18 protein-coding genes are annotated in these 17141 nt (G+C 63.2%); 5 read left to right on the top strand and 13 right to left on the bottom strand.

All coding sequences use genetic code 11. The features are described 5' to 3' along the window. Window positions 1-38: 38 nt before the first annotated feature. Entirely contained in the window at window positions 39-671 is a 633-nt protein-coding gene (locus tag F8A10_RS20860; protein ID WP_152368388.1) for a DsbA family protein, read from the bottom strand. 75 nt (window positions 672-746) lie between these two features. Here F8A10_RS20860 and F8A10_RS20855 point away from each other — a divergent pair, with 75 nt between their 5' ends. Further along, entirely contained in the window at window positions 747-1703 is a 957-nt protein-coding gene (locus tag F8A10_RS20855) for a LysR family transcriptional regulator (RefSeq protein ID WP_152368387.1), read from the top strand. A gap of 50 nt (window positions 1704-1753) precedes the next feature. On the opposite strand, the gene F8A10_RS20850 is transcribed toward F8A10_RS20855, so the two are convergent. Continuing rightward, complete coding sequence (locus F8A10_RS20850) at window positions 1754-2662, bottom strand: LysR family transcriptional regulator (protein ID WP_152368386.1); 909 nt, start codon at window positions 2660-2662, stop codon at window positions 1754-1756. 98 nt (window positions 2663-2760) lie between these two features. Between F8A10_RS20850 and F8A10_RS20845 the strand changes: the two genes are divergently transcribed. Both F8A10_RS20845 and F8A10_RS20840 read left to right on the top strand, forming a co-directional pair. Continuing rightward, window positions 2761-3792, top strand: a complete 1032-nt coding sequence (locus tag F8A10_RS20845; protein WP_152368385.1) for a zinc-dependent alcohol dehydrogenase family protein — start codon at window positions 2761-2763, stop codon at window positions 3790-3792. A 1-nt stretch (window position 3793) separates the two neighbouring features. Next, window positions 3794-4543 (top strand): SDR family NAD(P)-dependent oxidoreductase, encoded by a 750-nt coding sequence (locus F8A10_RS20840; RefSeq protein WP_152368384.1) that lies wholly within the window; start codon window positions 3794-3796, stop codon window positions 4541-4543. A 75-nt stretch (window positions 4544-4618) separates the two neighbouring features. Here F8A10_RS20840 and F8A10_RS20835 read toward each other — a convergent pair whose 3' ends face one another. Continuing rightward, window positions 4619-5248, bottom strand: a complete 630-nt coding sequence (locus tag F8A10_RS20835) for a TetR/AcrR family transcriptional regulator (protein WP_193668359.1) — start codon at window positions 5246-5248, stop codon at window positions 4619-4621. 67 nt (window positions 5249-5315) lie between these two features. Between F8A10_RS20835 and F8A10_RS20830 the strand changes: the two genes are divergently transcribed. Next, on the top strand, window positions 5316-6497 hold the full coding sequence (locus F8A10_RS20830; RefSeq protein ID WP_085501535.1) for a serine hydrolase domain-containing protein: 1182 nt from the start codon (window positions 5316-5318) through the stop codon (window positions 6495-6497). 65 nt (window positions 6498-6562) lie between these two features. Here F8A10_RS20830 and F8A10_RS20825 read toward each other — a convergent pair whose 3' ends face one another. The 3 genes from F8A10_RS20825 to F8A10_RS20815 all read right to left on the bottom strand — a co-directional run bounded on the left by F8A10_RS20825 (window position 6563) and on the right by F8A10_RS20815 (window position 9250). Next, window positions 6563-7048, bottom strand: coding sequence for a GlcG/HbpS family heme-binding protein (locus F8A10_RS20825; protein ID WP_152368383.1), 486 nt, complete (start codon window positions 7046-7048; stop codon window positions 6563-6565). A gap of 88 nt (window positions 7049-7136) precedes the next feature. Then, window positions 7137-7745 (bottom strand): response regulator transcription factor, encoded by a 609-nt coding sequence (locus F8A10_RS20820; protein WP_085501537.1) that lies wholly within the window; start codon window positions 7743-7745, stop codon window positions 7137-7139. Then, on the bottom strand, window positions 7742-9250 hold the full coding sequence (locus F8A10_RS20815; RefSeq protein ID WP_227493545.1) for a sensor histidine kinase: 1509 nt from the start codon (window positions 9248-9250) through the stop codon (window positions 7742-7744). Before F8A10_RS20815 ends, F8A10_RS20820 begins: the two co-directional genes overlap by 4 nt. A 355-nt stretch (window positions 9251-9605) precedes the next feature. On the opposite strand from F8A10_RS20815, the gene bla reads away from it, so the two are divergent. Further along, window positions 9606-10457 (top strand): class A beta-lactamase, encoded by an 852-nt coding sequence (bla, locus tag F8A10_RS20810; protein ID WP_152368382.1) that lies wholly within the window; start codon window positions 9606-9608, stop codon window positions 10455-10457. A 71-nt stretch (window positions 10458-10528) separates the two neighbouring features. Here bla and F8A10_RS20805 read toward each other — a convergent pair whose 3' ends face one another. The 7 genes from F8A10_RS20805 to F8A10_RS20775 are packed head-to-tail and all read right to left on the bottom strand — an operon-like array spanning window position 10529 to window position 17095. After that, a complete protein-coding gene (locus F8A10_RS20805) occupies window positions 10529-12025 on the bottom strand; it encodes a UxaA family hydrolase (RefSeq protein WP_152368381.1) in 1497 nt (498 codons plus the stop codon). Further along, complete coding sequence (locus tag F8A10_RS20800; protein WP_152368380.1) at window positions 12018-13439, bottom strand: mannitol dehydrogenase family protein; 1422 nt, start codon at window positions 13437-13439, stop codon at window positions 12018-12020. The genes F8A10_RS20805 and F8A10_RS20800 overlap by 8 nt, the downstream gene beginning before the upstream one ends. Beyond that, window positions 13417-14142, bottom strand: coding sequence for a 2-dehydro-3-deoxy-D-gluconate 5-dehydrogenase KduD (gene kduD, locus F8A10_RS20795; RefSeq protein WP_152368379.1), 726 nt, complete (start codon window positions 14140-14142; stop codon window positions 13417-13419). The genes F8A10_RS20800 and kduD overlap by 23 nt, the downstream gene beginning before the upstream one ends. Continuing rightward, a complete protein-coding gene (gene kduI, locus F8A10_RS20790) occupies window positions 14139-14963 on the bottom strand; it encodes a 5-dehydro-4-deoxy-D-glucuronate isomerase (protein WP_085501542.1) in 825 nt (274 codons plus the stop codon). The genes kduD and kduI overlap by 4 nt, the downstream gene beginning before the upstream one ends. A gap of 12 nt (window positions 14964-14975) precedes the next feature. Further along, on the bottom strand, window positions 14976-15257 hold the full coding sequence (locus F8A10_RS20785; RefSeq protein WP_152368378.1) for a cupin domain-containing protein: 282 nt from the start codon (window positions 15255-15257) through the stop codon (window positions 14976-14978). Further along, window positions 15257-16543: a TRAP transporter large permease gene (locus F8A10_RS20780; RefSeq protein ID WP_085501544.1), complete on the bottom strand. Its 1287-nt coding sequence runs from the start codon at window positions 16541-16543 to the stop codon at window positions 15257-15259. Before F8A10_RS20780 ends, F8A10_RS20785 begins: the two co-directional genes overlap by 1 nt. A gap of 18 nt (window positions 16544-16561) precedes the next feature. After that, the gene (locus F8A10_RS20775) at window positions 16562-17095 is read right to left on the bottom strand and encodes a TRAP transporter small permease (protein ID WP_152368377.1); all 534 of its coding nucleotides are present in this window, start codon (window positions 17093-17095) and stop codon (window positions 16562-16564) included. Window positions 17096-17141: the final 46 nt, after the last annotated feature.

Genomic DNA, 17141 nt, shown 5'->3' with positions numbered 1-17141 from the left:
TATGTCCTCTGGGTAAAATTTCAGAAAGTAAGATCGCGTCAGGCCGCCAGCTGGCTGACAAGCGCCTGAGGGTCGGTGTAGATCGCCGGGCTTTGCAGGATCCGGCGTTGGCCAGCCGTCTCGGTGATAAAGGTCGGTACGCCACGCGCGCCGAACTGTTGCATCAAGGCGCGCGCCCGGCCCGAGCGTTCGCGCAGCACATCAAGCAAGGCTGCATCAGGGGCGGCAAGACGCTGGGCCGCGGCATCAAGGCCAGCCGCGCGCAGCACCCCCGCCAGCACCTCAAGCGAGGTCACATCCTGCCCGTCCACATAGCGCGCATGCTGAATGGCCTTAAGCGCCGCCAGTTCCTGCTGAGGATCGGTCAGCGCAACAGCGGTCAGGGCGACAGTGGCAGGGCCGCTGTCAAACAGGCGCTGGCGATCACCCAGCACCTGACGGCGGTAACGCTCGGTAAAGGGCTGACCGGTCAGGCGTTCGATACGCTGGTCGTTTGTCCAGGCATATGCAGCGAAATCATCGTCCATCGGTCGCGCGCCCTCGCCGGCAAACAGAGCCGTCGGCAGCAGCGTGACTGTTACGCCGGTCGTCTGGTGCAGGCACGCCACGGCCGGGGTCGCGCCATAGCACCAGCCGCACAGGGGATCATAAAGGTAATAAAGCGTCGTCATCGGGCTGCCTCCTTGCCGATGCTAATTTAGAGGCGCTCTATTGAAAATTAAACGCATACAAGACAAACATAGTGTATGGAAAAAGCATACAATGGAACAGGCGAAACCGGCTCGGGGCTCAGCAATCTGCGCCGGCTTGCCTATTTCGCTGCCGTGGTCGAGACGGGCTCATTCACCGCCGCCGCCGACAGGCTGGGGATCACCAAGGCCGTGGTCAGCCAGCAGGTCGCGCGGCTTGAGCGTGAGTTTCGCACGACCCTGCTGGTGCGCACGACCCGCAAGGTCAGGACGACCGAGGCCGGACAGTCTTTTTATCAACGCTGCGCCCTGATCCTGCGTGAGGCAGCCGATGCCTTTGACGAGCTCGCAGACAATTCGGAAACGCCGGTGGGCACGCTGCGTCTGACCGCTCCATTCGATTATGGCATCAGCGTGGTGGTTCCCGCGATCACCGCCTTTACTCAGAAATACCCAAGGTGCAAGGTCGATGCGGTGCTTAGCGATCAGGCTCTGGACATCGTTTCCGGGGGCTTTGAGCTGTCGATCCGGGTGGGCTGGCTGGCCGAATCCGGCCTTCAGGCGCGCAGGATCGGCACCTTTCGCCAATTGCTCGTCGCGCCCCCGACCATGCGTGCCGAGGCAGAGGCCCTGACCGAGCCGCGAGAGGTCGAGGATCTGCCCTTTATTGCCAATACCGCCCTGCGCGATCACCTGCGCTGGCGATTTGCCAAGAATGAGATCGAGAGCCAGACGGTCAACCTGCGTGCCTCGATCTTTCTTGATGCGACGCTGGCGGTGCGTGCCGCTGTGCTGGAGGGGGCGGGGCTGTCGGTGCTGCCCGACTTTGCCGTGGCCGAGGATGTGGCGGCGGGCCGGCTAATTCACGTTCTGCCGGGGTGGAGCCTGCCCGCAGGCGGCATCCATGCCGTGTTTCCCGCCGCGCGTTTCAGACCCGTCAAGGTCAGAGCGTTCGTCGAGTTGCTAAGCGCACAAGAGCAGCGGCGCGGCAACGCCCGGACATGCAGAGGTTAGGTCGTCACGGGCCACAAAACTCCCGGCCCGCCCCCGGCCCGGTCCCCGAGCTATAGCTCGGCGCTGCCCGGCAAAGCCGCAGCAAGTGCGTTGATGGCAAGGCGCGCGCGCAAAGGCAGATGGGGCGTATCGGGCCACAGCGCATAGGTCCGGAACACGAACCGGGGAAGGTCATCAAGCAATGGTACCAGCCGCCCTGCCCGCACCCGGTCACGGATCAGCCAGCACGGCAACCACGCAAGGCCGTGCCCGGCCTCGACCGCATCAGCGATAGCCTCAAGATCGTCAAAGCGCAGGCGGCTTGGCGGCGTCACCTCGCGCAACTGCCCCCCTGGCCCGGTCGGAAACTGCCATGTCCGTATCCGGCCCGTACGGCCATAAAGAACGGCCTGATGCGCCACCAGATCGTCAACGGTTTCAGGGGCTCCATGCATGGAAATATAGTTCGGCGATCCGCAAACGGTCATGCGTTGCAGGCTGATCGTTCGTGTCATCAGCCCCGCACCCGACCCAATATCGCCATTCCTGATCGCAAGATCGAAGCCGTCCTCGACAATATCGACGAGCCGGTCAGTGAAAGACAGGTCCAGTTCCAGCTTGGGATGATCCGCCGCCAATTGCGCAAGGACAGGCGCAACGCACCACCGTCCGAACAGAACCGGCGCGGATACGCGCAGCCGCCCCGACACCTCACGCCGACCAGACTCCAGCGCGGTTTCACCGGCGCGAAGCTCTTCCAGCGCGCGGACGCAGCGTTCGTAATAGACCTGCCCGTCCTCGGTCAGGCTTTGGCTGCGGGTCGTGCGATGAAACAGCCTGACCTCCAGCCTTGCCTCAAGCCGCGCGATGGCCTTGGCAACGGCCGAGCGTGTCAGACGCAACCGGTCCGCAGCGGCCGAGAAGCTGCCGCATTCCACCGCAGCGACGAACACATCCACACCGGACAGCGAAACATTCATGATTGTCATCCAAATGGAAACGATCAAAGGAACCTTTATCACCACTGACAACCATTCTTCAACGATATGCTGCGCTCTCAACTGCAAAGGAGCTTGTGATGTCGCAGAGGATGAAGCGTTGGGAGATGGGCCAGAACGGCCGTGACGCGCTTGAACTGAAAGAGGTCCCGATTCCCGAGCCCCGGGCAGGAGAGGTTCTGGTCAAGGTCGCCGCGGTTTCACTGAACTACCGCGACAAACTGATGATCGAAAGCGGGATGGGTATGCCGCTGGAGTTCCCCTTTACGCCCGGCTCGGATCTGGCAGGCACGGTGGTCGCTGTGGGAGAGGGCGTCACCCGGCTTGCCAAAGGTCAACGGGTCATCTCGACCTTCTCACCGGACTGGCTTGACGGGACACCCCCGGGCAATGCGCGCACGCCCTCTTATCGTGCCTTGGGGGGTGCCTATACCGGCGTTCTTGCCGAATATATCGCGCTTTCGCAGGAATGGCTGGTTCGCGCACCGGAAACGCTGTCGGATGCCGAGGCCAGCACACTGCCATGCGCGGGGCTGACCGCCTGGTTCGCCCTGATCGAAAAGGGCAGGCTGCAAGCAGGCCAGACCGTGCTGGTCGAAGGCACGGGCGGTGTGGGGCTGTTCGCCCTGCAAATCGCCAAAGCCCATGGCGCGCGGGTGATCGTCATCTCTGGCAGTGACGACAAGCTTGCAAAGGTCAGCGCCCTTGGGGCCGATCACGGCGTCAACCGCAATGCCGGGGATTGGGTCGAGGCGGTTTATAAGCTGACCTCTGATCATGGCGCGGACCATATCGTCGAACTCGTCGGCGGCCCGCATCTGGCCAAAGCGTTTCAGGCCGTTGCGGTCAACGGAAAGATCTACCAGATCGGCGTGCTCGAAGGCTTTGACATCGCGTCCCCGGCGGGACCGCTGATGCTGAAGAATGCCGAACTGCACGGCATCAGCGTCGGTCACCGTCGCGCACTGGAGGATCTGGTCGCAGCCACGGACAAGGCCGGGATCAAGCCGGTCATCGACAGGCGCTATCCGCTAGCGGAATTGCAAGCCGCCCTGGATCATCTGGACCGCGGCGCCTTCGGCAAGATCGTCATTGATCTGGAGGGCCGGTGACATGACCGCACTTCAGGGCCGGATCGCCATTGTCACCGGCGCGTCGAAAGGGATTGGCGCCGGAATCGCGCAGGCTTTGGCTGATGCCGGGGCCAGTGTTGTGGTGAACTATGCCGGCAACCAGACCGACGCCGGGCGTGTGGTCCATAAAATCACCGACGCCGGCGGACGGGCAGTTGCCATTCAGGCGGATGTGTCAAACCGTAAAGATGTCGAACGCCTTTTCAGCCAAACCATGGCCGTGCTTGGCGCCCCGGATATCATCGTGAACAACGCCGGTGTCTTTTCCTTTCAGCCACTGGAAGAAATCGCCGAGGCCGAGTTTCACCGTCAGTTCGACGTCAATGTCCTTGGCACGATCCTGATTGCGCAAGAGGCGGCCAAGCACTTCCCGGCCTCGGGCGGGTCGATCATCAACATCGGCTCGACCGCCAGTGCCAATCCCGAGGCGAATTCGGCGATCTATTCCGCAAGCAAGGCCGCGGTCGACACGGTCTCCCGCGCACTGGCGCAAGAGCTGGGACCGCGAGGCATCCGCGTCAACACGCTGGCGCCGGGTGGTGTCGAAACAGAAGGCACGCGCGCCAATGGCCTGATCGGCAGCGACGCGGAACGTCAGATCATCGCAGCAACCCCGCTGGGCCGGTTCGGACAACCTGCTGACATTGGCAGGGTCGCGGTTTTTCTCGCCTCTGACGCGGCGGGCTGGATCACTGGTGAACGGATCGTCGTCTCGGGCGGGTTCCGGTGACAGCGCCGATCCGCCGGGCACACCTGAAACGGCAAGCGGCCGCATAACCGGGGCCGCTTGCCATAGCTGGGGCGGCTATGCCCGGTGACGCTCAATCTCGGTCACCGCATGACGGGCCAGCGCCAGCAAGGCGGCCTTGGACGCCCCGTCCTGCGCCTGAACGGACATGCCCTGGATCATCGCGCCGACAAAGCGCGCCAGAGCCTCGGGATCTGTCCCGGGGCTCAGCTGCCCCTCGTCAATCCCGCGCTCGACCCGCGCCCGGATAAGGGCCAGCGTCGCGCCGCGAAGGTCCGAGACATGGCGCGCCACCGGCTCATTCTCGGTCGCGCAAGTCAGCACGGCGGTCGAGATCATGCAGCCATGCGGGCGGCCCTTTTTGGTGAACTCTTCCGCTGCTTCGCTTAGCAGCCGGGTCAGCGCAATCACGGCGTCGCCCTCGGCCAGGGCCGCAACGGTCGAGGCCCCGACGTGATCCTGATACCACTGAAGCGCCTCGCGATAGAGATCGGCCTTAGAGGTAAAGGCAGAATACAGGCTTTGCGGCGTGATCCCCATCACCGCTGTCAGATCGGCGATCGAGGCCCCTTCGTAACCAAGCCGCCAAAATGTCTCTGCCGCCTTGGCCAAAGCCTCGTCGCGGTCAAAGGCACGCGGACGACCGCGCGGACGTGAGGCGGGTTTTGCATTTTTCGCAATGGTCACTCTGGAAATATCCCTTCGCTGGCGCTATTCAGGAATGATCACTCTTTATATACGAGGTTACCTTGTCATGCGCATCCCCCTTGTCGCCGCCGCGCTGACCTCTGCCACAACTGCCTTTGCCGGGCCGACGCTGGAAACCCGCCTTGATCAGGCAATCGACAGCGCGCTTGCCGAAAAGCGAATCGTCGGCGCCGTCGTTCTGGTCGCCAAGGATGGCGAGATCGTCTATCACCGCGCCGCCGGCCATGCCGACCGTGAGGCCGGGGGCGAAATGCACGAAGACGCGATCTTCCGCCTTGCCTCGGTCACCAAGCCTTTTGTGACGGCTGCCGCGATGCGGCTGGTCGAGGAAGGACGCCTTGACCTCAACGCGCCCGTCACGCGCTGGCTGCCGGAGTTTCGCCCCGCCCTGCCGGATGGCTCGACACCGGAAATCACCATTCATCAGTTGCTCACCCATACCTCGGGGCTGGGTTATGCGTTTCTGGAGCAGGCGGACGGCCCTTATCACCGGCTTAACATCTCGGACGGGCTGGACCAGCCGGGGTTGTCGCTGACGGAAAACCTGTCGCGCCTGTCGGCGGCCCCGTTGCATTTCGCCCCCGGCACAGGCTGGCGCTATTCGCTAGGTATCGACGTGCTTGGAGGCGTGCTGGAACAGATCGAGGGCCAAAGCCTGTCCGAAATCGTCCGCGATAAGGTGACCGCGCCGCTGGGGCTGACGGATACCGACTTTACGGTGCGCGACCCCGCACGCCTGGCCAAGCCTTATGCGGACGGAACCCCCGAGCCGGTGCCGATGACGGACGGGATGGCGGTGCCCTTGATGGATGTCGCCGCGGTTTTTGCACCGTCGAGGATTCTCGACAGCAATTCCTATCAGTCGGGCGGCGCGGGCATGGCTGGGACAGCGTCAGATGTTCTGCGCTTTCTTGAGGCAATCCGGACCGGCGGCTCACCCATCCTGAAGCCTGAAACCGTCAAGCTGATGGTCAGCGATCAGGTCGGAACCGATGCCGAAACGCAGGGACCTGGCTGGGGTTTCGGCTATGGCTGGGCAGTGCTGGCGGACCCTGCCCCAAGCGGCACACCACAAGCCGCGGGGACATTGCAATGGGGCGGCGCCTACGGTCATTACTGGTTCGTCGACCGCAAGAACGGCCTGTCAGTAGTCGCTTTGACGAATACCGCGTTCGAGGGCATGAGCGGCAAGTTCATCACCGATATCAGAGACGCGGTTTACGACTAAACGGCCCGCCCCGCCAAAAGAATAGCCCTGGCCCCGCCAAGACCGCCGGCGGGGCCATGACACGATCAGTTCGCCGCGCCGATTGCGCTCAGCCCGGCAGCGGCGCAGGCCGCGTCGATATCACCCGAAGGCGCGCCACCGACGCCAATGCCGCCGACCAGCGCCTCACCAATGCGGATCGGCAGGCCACCGGCCTGAATGACCATACGCGTATCCATATCGCGCAGACCGGCATTTTCAGGGTTCGAGGCGATAAAGCCCGCCAGCCCAGCCGTATCGCGCCCCATAGCAGCCGAGGTGAAGGCCTTGCCGGTCGCGCTGGAGCCCGTATGCGGGCCCGATCCGTCGGCCTTAAGCAGAACCTTGGTCGCCCCGTCGCGCGCCACAATGGCAACGCTGACATTATGGCCGTCGGCGACACATGCCTGCACGGCGGCATCAGCGGCCTTGACCGCCAGATCAAGGGGCAGATAGGGCGCGCTTGGCAACTCCTGCGCCTGAACGGCCAGGGGGGTCAGCAGGGCGGCGGCAACAACGGAAAGACGGATCATCGGAATCTCCTGTCATTTGTGATGACAGAGAACTAATCTCCCCGGTCTGGGCTGAGTATTCGTAGAGCTGGCAACGATATCCGTAGAACTACGGAGAGGGTCTGCCCTCTAGCCACAGCCGGGTCATCTCGGCCTGCGAGGTGGTGCCAAGCTTGCCGCCGATGGCTGCGCGGTGGCTTTCTACCGTGCGCGGGGACAGGCCCAGTGCCCCGGCAATCTGCCGGGTGGTGAAACCGGCCGCGATACGTTCCAGAACCTCTGTTTCACGCGCGGTCAGGGTCGATAACAGCGCCAGGGTTTCTGCCAGCTCGGCGCGACGATCCAGCTGCCGGTCAAGCGTCTCTTGCGCTTTCTGGATCGCATCAATCAGATCCTGTTCATCGACGGGTTTTGACAGAAAATCGACGGCACCATTGCGAAAGGCGCGGCGGCAGGCCTCGATATCGCCATGGCCTGATATCATGATCGTCGGCCAGTCGATCGCCAGATCCGCCAGCCTCTCCTGCAGTTTCAGGCCCGAGATGACCGGCATGCGGATGTCAAAGATCAGGCAGCCCGGATCCAGTTGCGGCAAACGGCCAAGAAATGCCTGCGGGTCGGCAAAGCCGGTCACCGGGATATCGACGGTGGACAACAGCAGCGTCAGTGCCTGACGCACGGCCGCGTCGTCATCGACCAGATAGACAGGATGGGTCATGACCCGCTCTCCAGTGGCAGGGTGATGCGGAAACAAGCGCCCTCGGCGCTGTCCAGCAACACGATTTCGCCCCCGGCGCGTTCGACCAACCGCTGGCTAAGCGCAAGGCCAAGCCCGGTGCCATCGGGCCGGGTGGTGGTGAAAGGGGTGAAAAGCCGTTCGCGCAGATCCGGAGCGATGCCGGGGCCATTGTCGCTGATCGTCAGCTCGGCGTTTCCGTCCCTGGTCCGCAGGGTCGCGCGGATCTGCCCGGCGCTGCCGTCCCCAAGCGCCTCAAGTGCATTGCGCAGCAGGTTGAAGGCGACCTGCTCCATCTCGACCGGATCGGCACGAACAGGGACCGCCGCGGCGGGCAGATCGAAATGCAGGGCCGCACCCCGTGCCGCCGCCTGCCCGGTCAACAGGGAGGCGACGTTGCGCAGAGCGTCGCGCAGATCGAACGCCCGCACGGGCGCTGCTTGCGGGCGCGACCAATTGCGAAACCGCTCAAGAATGGCTGAGGCACGGCGGGCCTGCGTCACCGTATCTTCAAGCACGGAGGCCAGCCGCCTGTGATCATCGCGCGCCAAAAGCCGCCTGCCCGCCTGCGCCTGGGCCAGAATGGCGGTCAGGGGCTGGGTCAGCTCATGCGTCAGACCACTGGCCAGCTCGCCCATCGCATTGACGCGCGCCGCATGGGCCAGCCGCGAGTCGATCGCGCTGAGCCGGGCCTGTTCCAGCGCCAGTCCTGCACGCCGCCGCTGGCGCAGGAGCGCCAGTGCGCCAAGACCCGCCCCGCACGCCGCAAGCAGGATAAGCGCGCTGCGCAGCGGGGGAAACAACTGGGTCAGAGCGATGCGGCGCGAGGTTTCCAGCCGCAAAGGTTGCGAGGCACTGCCAAGGGCTTTCGCCTCGGCGATCTCGGCCAGCGCGCCACGCCGGTACAACGGGGTACCGTCCGGCAGCGACAGGGCCAATCCGACGCCGGGCTGATCCCAGAACGCCCCCGCCTCATCCAGCAAGCCAGCGGCGTTTATGGACAGGGCCAGACCGTAACGCGCCGCGTCCGAATTGGGGCTGCGCTTGACCATGATGTAATGCTGAGCCCGCCCCGGGTCAGGCAAAAGCGCGATTTCACCCTGCGAAGTCGCAGCCGCGGCGGCGATCTGTTGTGCCAGCGGGGGCTCAACCGGCGCCCCCACCCCTTTTCCCGGCCCCAAGGGCACCAAAGAGATTGCGGTGATCCGCGGATAAAAGCGCGAGATGCTGCCAGCCACCTCAAGAAACAGCCGCTGCCCGGGATCTTTGCTCGCCACCGCAATCGCAGACAGCGCCGTCAGATGCGCGTCATGCTGATCGGCCCGTTGCGAGGCAAGGCGGTGTAGCACGGCGGTCTGTTGCGCCAGTTCGTCCATCAGCGCGCGGCGCTCTGCCATGCCCATCACCGCCAAGACCAGCGCAAGCAGCCCCACCCCAGAAAGGGCAAGCTTTATCGGGTTTTCCAGAAACGAGGTGGCACGTGTCATCTTCGCAATTTTACAGGTTCAAGCGTTAAGGGAAATGCCCGTGATACGATTCCCCTGACGGCGGCACAGCACCGGGTCTGGCGCCATTATCCATAAGAAAATCTCATGCCAAAAGTGAGATATGATCGTTTGTGGTGATTGGTCATTTTGCCATAACTGGCACTCGGCGGTCATGAACGTGAACGCTACAAGTCGAACCGAGCAGAGACATGAATATTAATTATCAATGCGCGGGCACTGGCCCGTTCGCAACTGGCCGCGGCTTGCCTGCAAGGACAGGCAAGCCCACCGCCCCGACCGGTATCGCCAGTGAGATGCGCCGGGACCAGTTTGCAGTCATGAGGAAACCCTGAAAATGAAGATCATCCATATCGCCCTTGCCACCCTGTTGACTCTGGCGGCAGGTCCTGCCGCAGCCGAGGACCCCGTTACCGCCGCTGTCCGGCAGGCTGAAACCGAGCTTAAGGCCCGGGTGGGTTATGCCCAGCTTGACCTGCGTTCGGGCAACGTCACGGGTTATCGCGAAGACGAACGTTTCCCGATGCTGAGCACCTTCAAGGTGCTGGTCTGCGGCGCGGTTCTGGCGCGTGTCGATGCCGGGAAAGAGGACCTCGCGCGGCATATCAACTATTCTGCCACGCAGCTGGTCGATTACTCGCCCGTCACCGAAAAGCACGTGGATGACGGCATGACCCTGTCCGCGCTTTGCGAAGCTGCAATCACGATGAGCGACAACACGGCGGGTAATCTGTTGCTTGAGGCGGTGGGCGGCCCCGAGGGTCTGACCAGTTTCCTGAAGGCCACAGGCGATAATATCGGCCGCCTGGACCGCTGGGAGACCGAACTGAACAGCGCGATCCCCGATGACCGCCGCGACACGACCACGCCAAACGCGATGGCAAAAACCCTGCACCGGCTGCTGTTTGGGGATGTTTTGTCCGATCAGTCCCGCGATCAGCTGCTGAACTGGATGCAGAATGATCGGGTCGCCGATGCTTTGCTGCGCGCGGCGCTGCCGCAGGGCTGGTATATCGCCGACAAGTCCGGGGCGGGCGATCGCGGCGCGCGCGCCATCGTCGCTGCCTTGGGACCAAACGGCGCGCCCGAACGGATCATGGTTATCTATATGACGGAAACCGATGCAGCTTTGGACGAACGGAATGCCCAGATCGCCAAAATCGGCAAGGCGCTGATCGCGAACTGGTAACAGCTCGCGGACAGCCCGGGCAACCGGGCTGGCAACGGCCCCTTTGCGCCAGCGAGTACGATCCGGGGCGGTTACAGCACCGCCCCGATGCGCCACGGCACGAATTCCGCATCGCCATAACCAAATATCTCGGACTTGCTACGTTCACCCGAGGCGGTATCGAGGATCTTGTGATAGATCTCGGCGCCCATCTCTTGCAGCGAAACCTGTCCTTCGGCGACCTTGCCGCAGTTGATATCCATATCGCCCTGCATTGCCCGCCACAGCGCCGAATTTGAGGCAAGCTTCAGCGACGGCACAGGATGGGAACCGAAACAGGACCCACGCCCGGTGGTAAAGGCAATGACATTCGCGCCCGCCGCCACCTGTCCTGTCGCCGCCACGGGATCATAGCCGGGACTGTCCATATAGACGAGGCCGGGACCGCGGATCGGATCGGCATAACCATGCACCGCCGACACGGGCGCAAACCCCGCCTTGGCCACCGCGCCCAACGATTTTTCAAGGATCGTGGTGATGCCGCCGCGCTTGTTTCCGGGGCTGGGGTTGTTATCCAGACTGGCGCCATTCCCGCGGGTATACTCTTCCCACCAGCGGATCATCTGTTGCAGACGTTCGCCATCCCCGGCACTGGCCCGGGCGATCAGCAGATGCTCGGCGCCATATATCTCGGGCGTTTCGGACAGGATCGAGGTCCCGCCCGCCGCGACCAGCAGATCCGATGCAACACCAAGCGCCGGATTGGCGGTTATGCCCGAAAACCCGTCTGAGCCGCCACATTGCATCCCAAGCACCAGATCCGATACCGGCAGGCTGCGGCGGCGGTCGATATTGGCGCGCGCCGCAATGGGGCGCAGCCGTTCAAGCGCGCAGCGCACCGCCCCGGCCGAGCCGCCGACCTCTTGGATATTAAAGCTCGAGTGGCGCTGACGCGTCTCATCATCACGCTGATACAGGGTCAGCTGGTTGACCTCGCAACCCAGACCAACCAGCAGCACACCACCGAAATTGGGATGATCGCGATAGCCCTTTAGGACGCGCACCAGCAGGGCAAAGCCCTCACCCGCCGTGGCGATGCCGCAGCCCTGATCGTGGACAATGGGCACGAAGCCGTCGATGTTCGGAAACTCTGGCAACAGCCGGGCATTCGCCTCGCGCGCGATGGCATTACAGACGGTGGATGAGCAATTGACCGAGGCGATGACGCCAATGAAATTACGCGTCCCTGCCCGACCATCGCTACGAGGAAAGCCCAGAAAGCTGCGCCTGTATGGTGGCTCGGGCAGCCGCCCGGACTGACCAGAGGTCCGGCCCGGCGCACTCATCCCTACATTCTGGACATGCACATGCTGACCGGGCGCGATGGCAAAGGTCGCCTCGCCCATGACCTGCCCGTATTTGATGATCGGATCGCCAGCATTATGGGCGCGCAGCGCGAATTTGTGTCCGGCAGGGACGGGCTCTGCGATGACGACCCCGAGCCGCGTTTCGCCAGGTTTCAGCGGTTGCAGGGCGATACCGACGCTATCACCGGGGGCAAGCAGCAGGGCGGCGGCGCTGTCAGCCATGGGCGTACCCCGCAGCGGCTGCCCGCGCCCCCTGCTGTATCAGCGCCCTCAATGCTCCGGTCAGATCGGCGGCAAAGCCCGCGTCCTTGCGCAGGGCGGACGAAAACAACTCGGTCAGGGACAGAAATTCGCGCACCGTGCAGGCGGGATCGTCGCTCCACATGGCGGCAAGCCGCGCGGCAAGGGGATCGCGGACGTCAATCTCGGCCCCCTGCTCGTCCCGACCTGAAACGTAGCGCATCCACGCCGCAACGGCGAGCGTCAGGCGCGGCACGCGGCGCCCTGCAGCGCGCGCCTCGGCAATGGTCGCAAGGATGCGTTGCGGCAGTTTCTGACTGCCATCCATGGCGATCTGCCATGTCCGGTGCCGGATCGCGGGATTGGCAAAGCGCAACGCCAGTGCCTTGGCATAATCACCCAGATCCTGTCCCGCAGGTGGTGTCAGCGTCGGGATGATCTCATCATGCCAAAGGCTGCGGACGAAACCGGTAAAGACCGGATCGGCCATGGTATCGGCAATGGTCTGATGCCCCGCCAGATAGCCCAGATAGGCCAGGCTCGAATGCGCGCCATTCAGCATCCGCAGCTTCATATGCTCGTAGGGCGTAACATCGGCGACCAGTTGCGCGCCCGCCGCCTCAAAGGCCGGGCGAGGGCCGCAGAAACGATCTTCGATCACCCATTGCCGGAATGGCTCGTGCAGGACGGGTGCTTCGTCGCGATAGCCACAGGTGGCCTCAAGCCTGTCCAGATCCGCAGGCGTGATCGCGGGAACGATGCGATCCACCATGGTCGAGGGGAAAGCCCCCTCGGCGGCGATCCAATCCGCCAGCGCAGGGTCGATCAGCCCGGCAAGTTCCAGCACCACACCACGCAGGACCCGGCCGTTCTCGGGCAGATTGTCGCAGGACAGCACGGTAAAGGGCGGCCGCCCGGCCGCCCGTCGCATGGCCAGAGCCCGGACCAGAAAACCCGGCGCGGATTGCGGAAGGGGATGCGCCAGATCATGCACGATGCGCGGGTGGTCGCGGTTCAGACGCCCGGTCGCGGGTTCGTGGCAATAGCCTTTTTCCGTCACCGTCAGGCTGACGATATGGGTGTCGGGTGCAGCCATGGCGTCCAGCACCGCCTGCGGGTTTTCGGGTGCGACCAGCACATCGCAAAGCACCGTCATCACCCGCGGCCTGTCGCCTTCGGGGGCAAGTTCCAGCGCGGTATAGGCCCAGCCCTGCGGGCGCAGCCGGTCGCGCGTGTCCGGCGATTGCAACGAGACACCGATGATCCCCCAGCCCCCAGCCTCGGCCACATAGACCGCACCATGGGCGCGGAAAAACGCGCCAAGCCCCAGATGAACGATACCCGCCGGGGCTGTCGTCGGCGGGCGGCAAAGCCTATCTTGCAAGCCAGCCCCCATCGACGTTCAGCACCGCGCCATTGATGTAGTCCGAGGCAGGCGCAGCAAGGAACACCGCGCTTTGGCCGATATCCTCGGGCCGTCCCCAGCGTCTGGCCGGAATACGGTCAAGGATCGCCGCCGAACGCTCGGGGTCGTCACGCAGAGCCTGAGTGTTGTTCGTCTCGATATAGCCCGGCGCGATGGCGTTGACGTTCAACCCGCGCGAGGCCCATTCATTCGCCATCAGCCGGGTCAGCCCGGCCACACCATGTTTGCTGGCGGTATAAGAGGGCACGCGGATACCGCCCTGAAAGGACAAAAGCGAGGCGATGTTGATGATCTTGCCCCGCCCGCGCGGCAGGGCGGCGCGGGCAAAAGCCTGACAGGTAAAGAACAGTGCCTTCAGGTTCACATCAATTACCGCATCCCAATCGGCCTCGGTGAAATCGACCGCATCAGCGCGGCGGATGATACCCGCGTTGTTGACGAGAATGTCGATACGTTCCCGCGCAAAGACATCACGCGCAGCCATGGGATCACCGAAATCCAGCCGCATCTGCCGGCCACCACCTGTCAGCGCCAGCGTTTCGTCACAGTCGCGTCGGCCTGCGGCAATGACCTCGGCTCCGGCCTGCGCCATGGCAACGGCGATGGCCTGACCGATACCCGTATTCGCGCCCGTCACCAGCGCCACCTGACCTGCAAGGGAAAAGGGGTTCACCGCAGGTCCTCCGGCTGGACAAAGTCCATATCGGTGTAATCGACATTGTCGCCAGCCATCGCCCAGATAAAGGTATAACTGCCGATCCCCGCGCCGGAATGGATCGACCATGGGGGCGATATCACGGCCTCTTCGTTCGCGACAAAGATGTGCCGCGTTTCCTGCGGTTCACCCATCAGGTGCAGGACGCGCGACTGCGGCTCCATCCCGTGGTAGAGATAGGCTTCCATCCGCCGATCATGAACATGCGCGGGCATGGTGTTCCAGACCGAACCATCCTCAAGCGTAGTATAGCCCAGCACCAGTTGGCAGCTTTCCATCACCAGCGGGTGAATGAACTGCCGGATCGTACGCTTGTTCGAGGTCTCGACCGCGCCGGTTTTCATCTCTTTTGCATCGGCGACGGCGATCAAACGGCAAGGCAGCGCGCGATGCGCCGGACACGAGGCGATATAGAACCGACCCTGCCCGCCAAAGGTCACCGAACCCGATCCCATGCCGAGGTAAAGCACATCCCCAGGCTGCATCTGCCAGGTTTCACCGGCAGCCGAGACGGTGCCCGGCTGACCGATATTGACGATGCCCATCTCACGCCGTTCCAGAAAGCTGGCGGTCCGCGTTTCGGCGATCTGGTCCAGCACCAGCCTGGCGCCATCCGGCACCGCGCCGCCGATCACGAACCGGTCGTAATGGGTATAGACCAGCCGGATCTCACCATCCCGAAACAAGCCCTGTGCAAGAAAATGTTGCCGCAGAGTCTCGGTATCCATGGTTTTCGCATGGCTCGGGTGAACCGCCTGGCGGGTTTCAACATGGGTCACGGATCTCTCCTTTCACAGAAAATCGTCGCGGCGGGGGGTGAAGCTGTCGATCAGTTCGCCCGCCTCAAGGCAGATACAGCCATGCACCGCGCCCGAAGGGATGACGAAGGCATCGCCCGGCCCAACCTCGAACTCGCGGCCATCAACGGTAAAGCGATAGCGCCCCGAGCTGACATAGGTCGATTGCACATGCGGGTGACTGTGCAGGGCACCCCGGTCGTCCGCCGCGAAGGTAAACCGGACCACCATCAGCTCAGGCGCATGGGCCAGCACAGTACGGATCGGATCACCCATCACAGCCCCCGAAACAGCGCGGGCAGCCACAGCGACAGCGCCGGCACATAGGTCACCAGCATCAGCACAAGCAGCCCCGCCGCGTAAAAGGGCCAGACGCTGCGCATCGCCTCCCAGATTGAGATGCGGGCAACGGCAGCAGCAACGAATTGCACCGGTCCCAAAGGCGGCGTGTTCAGCCCGATACCAAGGTTCAGGATCATGATGACCCCGAAGTGCACCGGATCGATCCCGAACGCGCTGACCACCGGCAAAAAGATCGGCGTAGTGATGATGATCAGCGGGCTCATGTCCATGAAGGTGCCCAGCACCAGCAGCACGATGTTGATCAGCAGCAGGATGACAAAGGGATTGTCCGACACCGACCGCATCCAGTTCAGCGAGATCTGCGCCACATGCAGATAGGCCATCAGCCAGCCAAAGGCTCCCGCCATGCCGATGATCAGCAGGACCATCGACGTCGTGCGCACCGCCTGCTGCGTGGCGTGAACGAAATCGCGCCAGGACATGCTGCGATAGACGAGCACCGTCACGAGCAAGGCGTAGATCACCGCGATGCAAGAGCTTTCGGTGGCGGTAAATATCCCCGAACGCACTCCGCCAAAGATGATGGCGATAAGCAGCATCCCCGGCAGCGATTCCAGCAAAAAGCGGAACACCTTTGCCAGACCCGGGAAAGGCTCGGTCGGATAGCCCCGGCGTACGGCGACAATCCAGGCGGTGAACGACAGCGCCAGCGCCAGCAGCAGCCCCGGAATGATCCCGGCTGTGAACAGATCAGCAATGGAGATCCGTCCCCCGCCCGAGATTGAGTAGATGATCATATTGTGGCTGGGTGGCAGCATCAGCGCGATCAACGCCGCCATCGAGGTCACATTGACAGCGTAATCAGCGCCGTAACCGCGTTCCTTCATCTGCGGGATCATGATGCCGCCGACTGCGGCCGCCTCGGCCACTGCAGAGCCCGAGATGCCGCCAAACAGCGTCGATGCGGCGATGTTGACCTGCCCCAGCCCGCCCCGGACATGGCCGATCAGCGAGCCGGCAAAGCGCACGATCCGCCCCGCGATCCCACCCCGCACCATCAGGTCGCCGGCAAAGATAAAGAACGGGATCGCCATCAGCGTAAAAACCGAGATCCCCGCCGACAGGCGCTGGAACACCACAAGCGGCGGCAGACCCAGCCAGACCACCGTCGCAAAGCTGGAGATGCCAAGGCAAAACGCAATGGGCGTCCCGATCAGCATCAGCAGGGTAAAGACGCCAAAAAGAATAAGATATTCCATGATATTGCCCCGCCCCTGTCACGCTTCGGTCATCAGGATGTCTTCGGCGTCCTGCTGGGCCTCGGCCCGGCTGCCGCTCAGCCGTTGCAGCAGATGCTCAAGCACGAACAGCGTCATCAGCACCCCGCCGGTGAACAGCGGCATATAGCCAAAACCGCCGGGCAGCCGGATGACCGGCAAGGTCGTGCCCCAGGTCCTGACCATCAATTGCCAGCCATAGACCGCCATGCCGATGGCAAAGCACAGCACCGCCAGATCTGACAGGCCCTTCAGCCAGTTGCCTGCGCTGTCGGGCAGAAAGAACAGCAGCACGTCAAAACCCATGTGAAAGCTTTCGTGCACACCCACCGCCGAACCCAGAAAGATGAACCAGCTCATCAGCAGGATGGCCACCGGCTCGACCCAGAGCAGACTGTCGTTCATCACGTAGCGCATGAAGACCTGGGCAAAAACGATCAGCGTCATAAAGACCAGCCCGGCCCCCGCCAGCCACAGGCTGACCCGGCTGAGAAAGCCGTTCAGGCGCGACAATGCAGCTATGCCTGCCAGCATGGCACCCCCTCCTTGTTTTCTGAACGAAAAGGCCCGCAGCCATAGG

Source organism: Paracoccus kondratievae, from assembly GCF_009301415.1.
Lineage (GTDB): Bacteria > Pseudomonadota > Alphaproteobacteria > Rhodobacterales > Rhodobacteraceae > Paracoccus > Paracoccus kondratievae.
The sequence above is the reverse complement of the archived record's forward strand: the minus strand, read 5'-3'. Positions and strand labels throughout refer to the sequence as shown.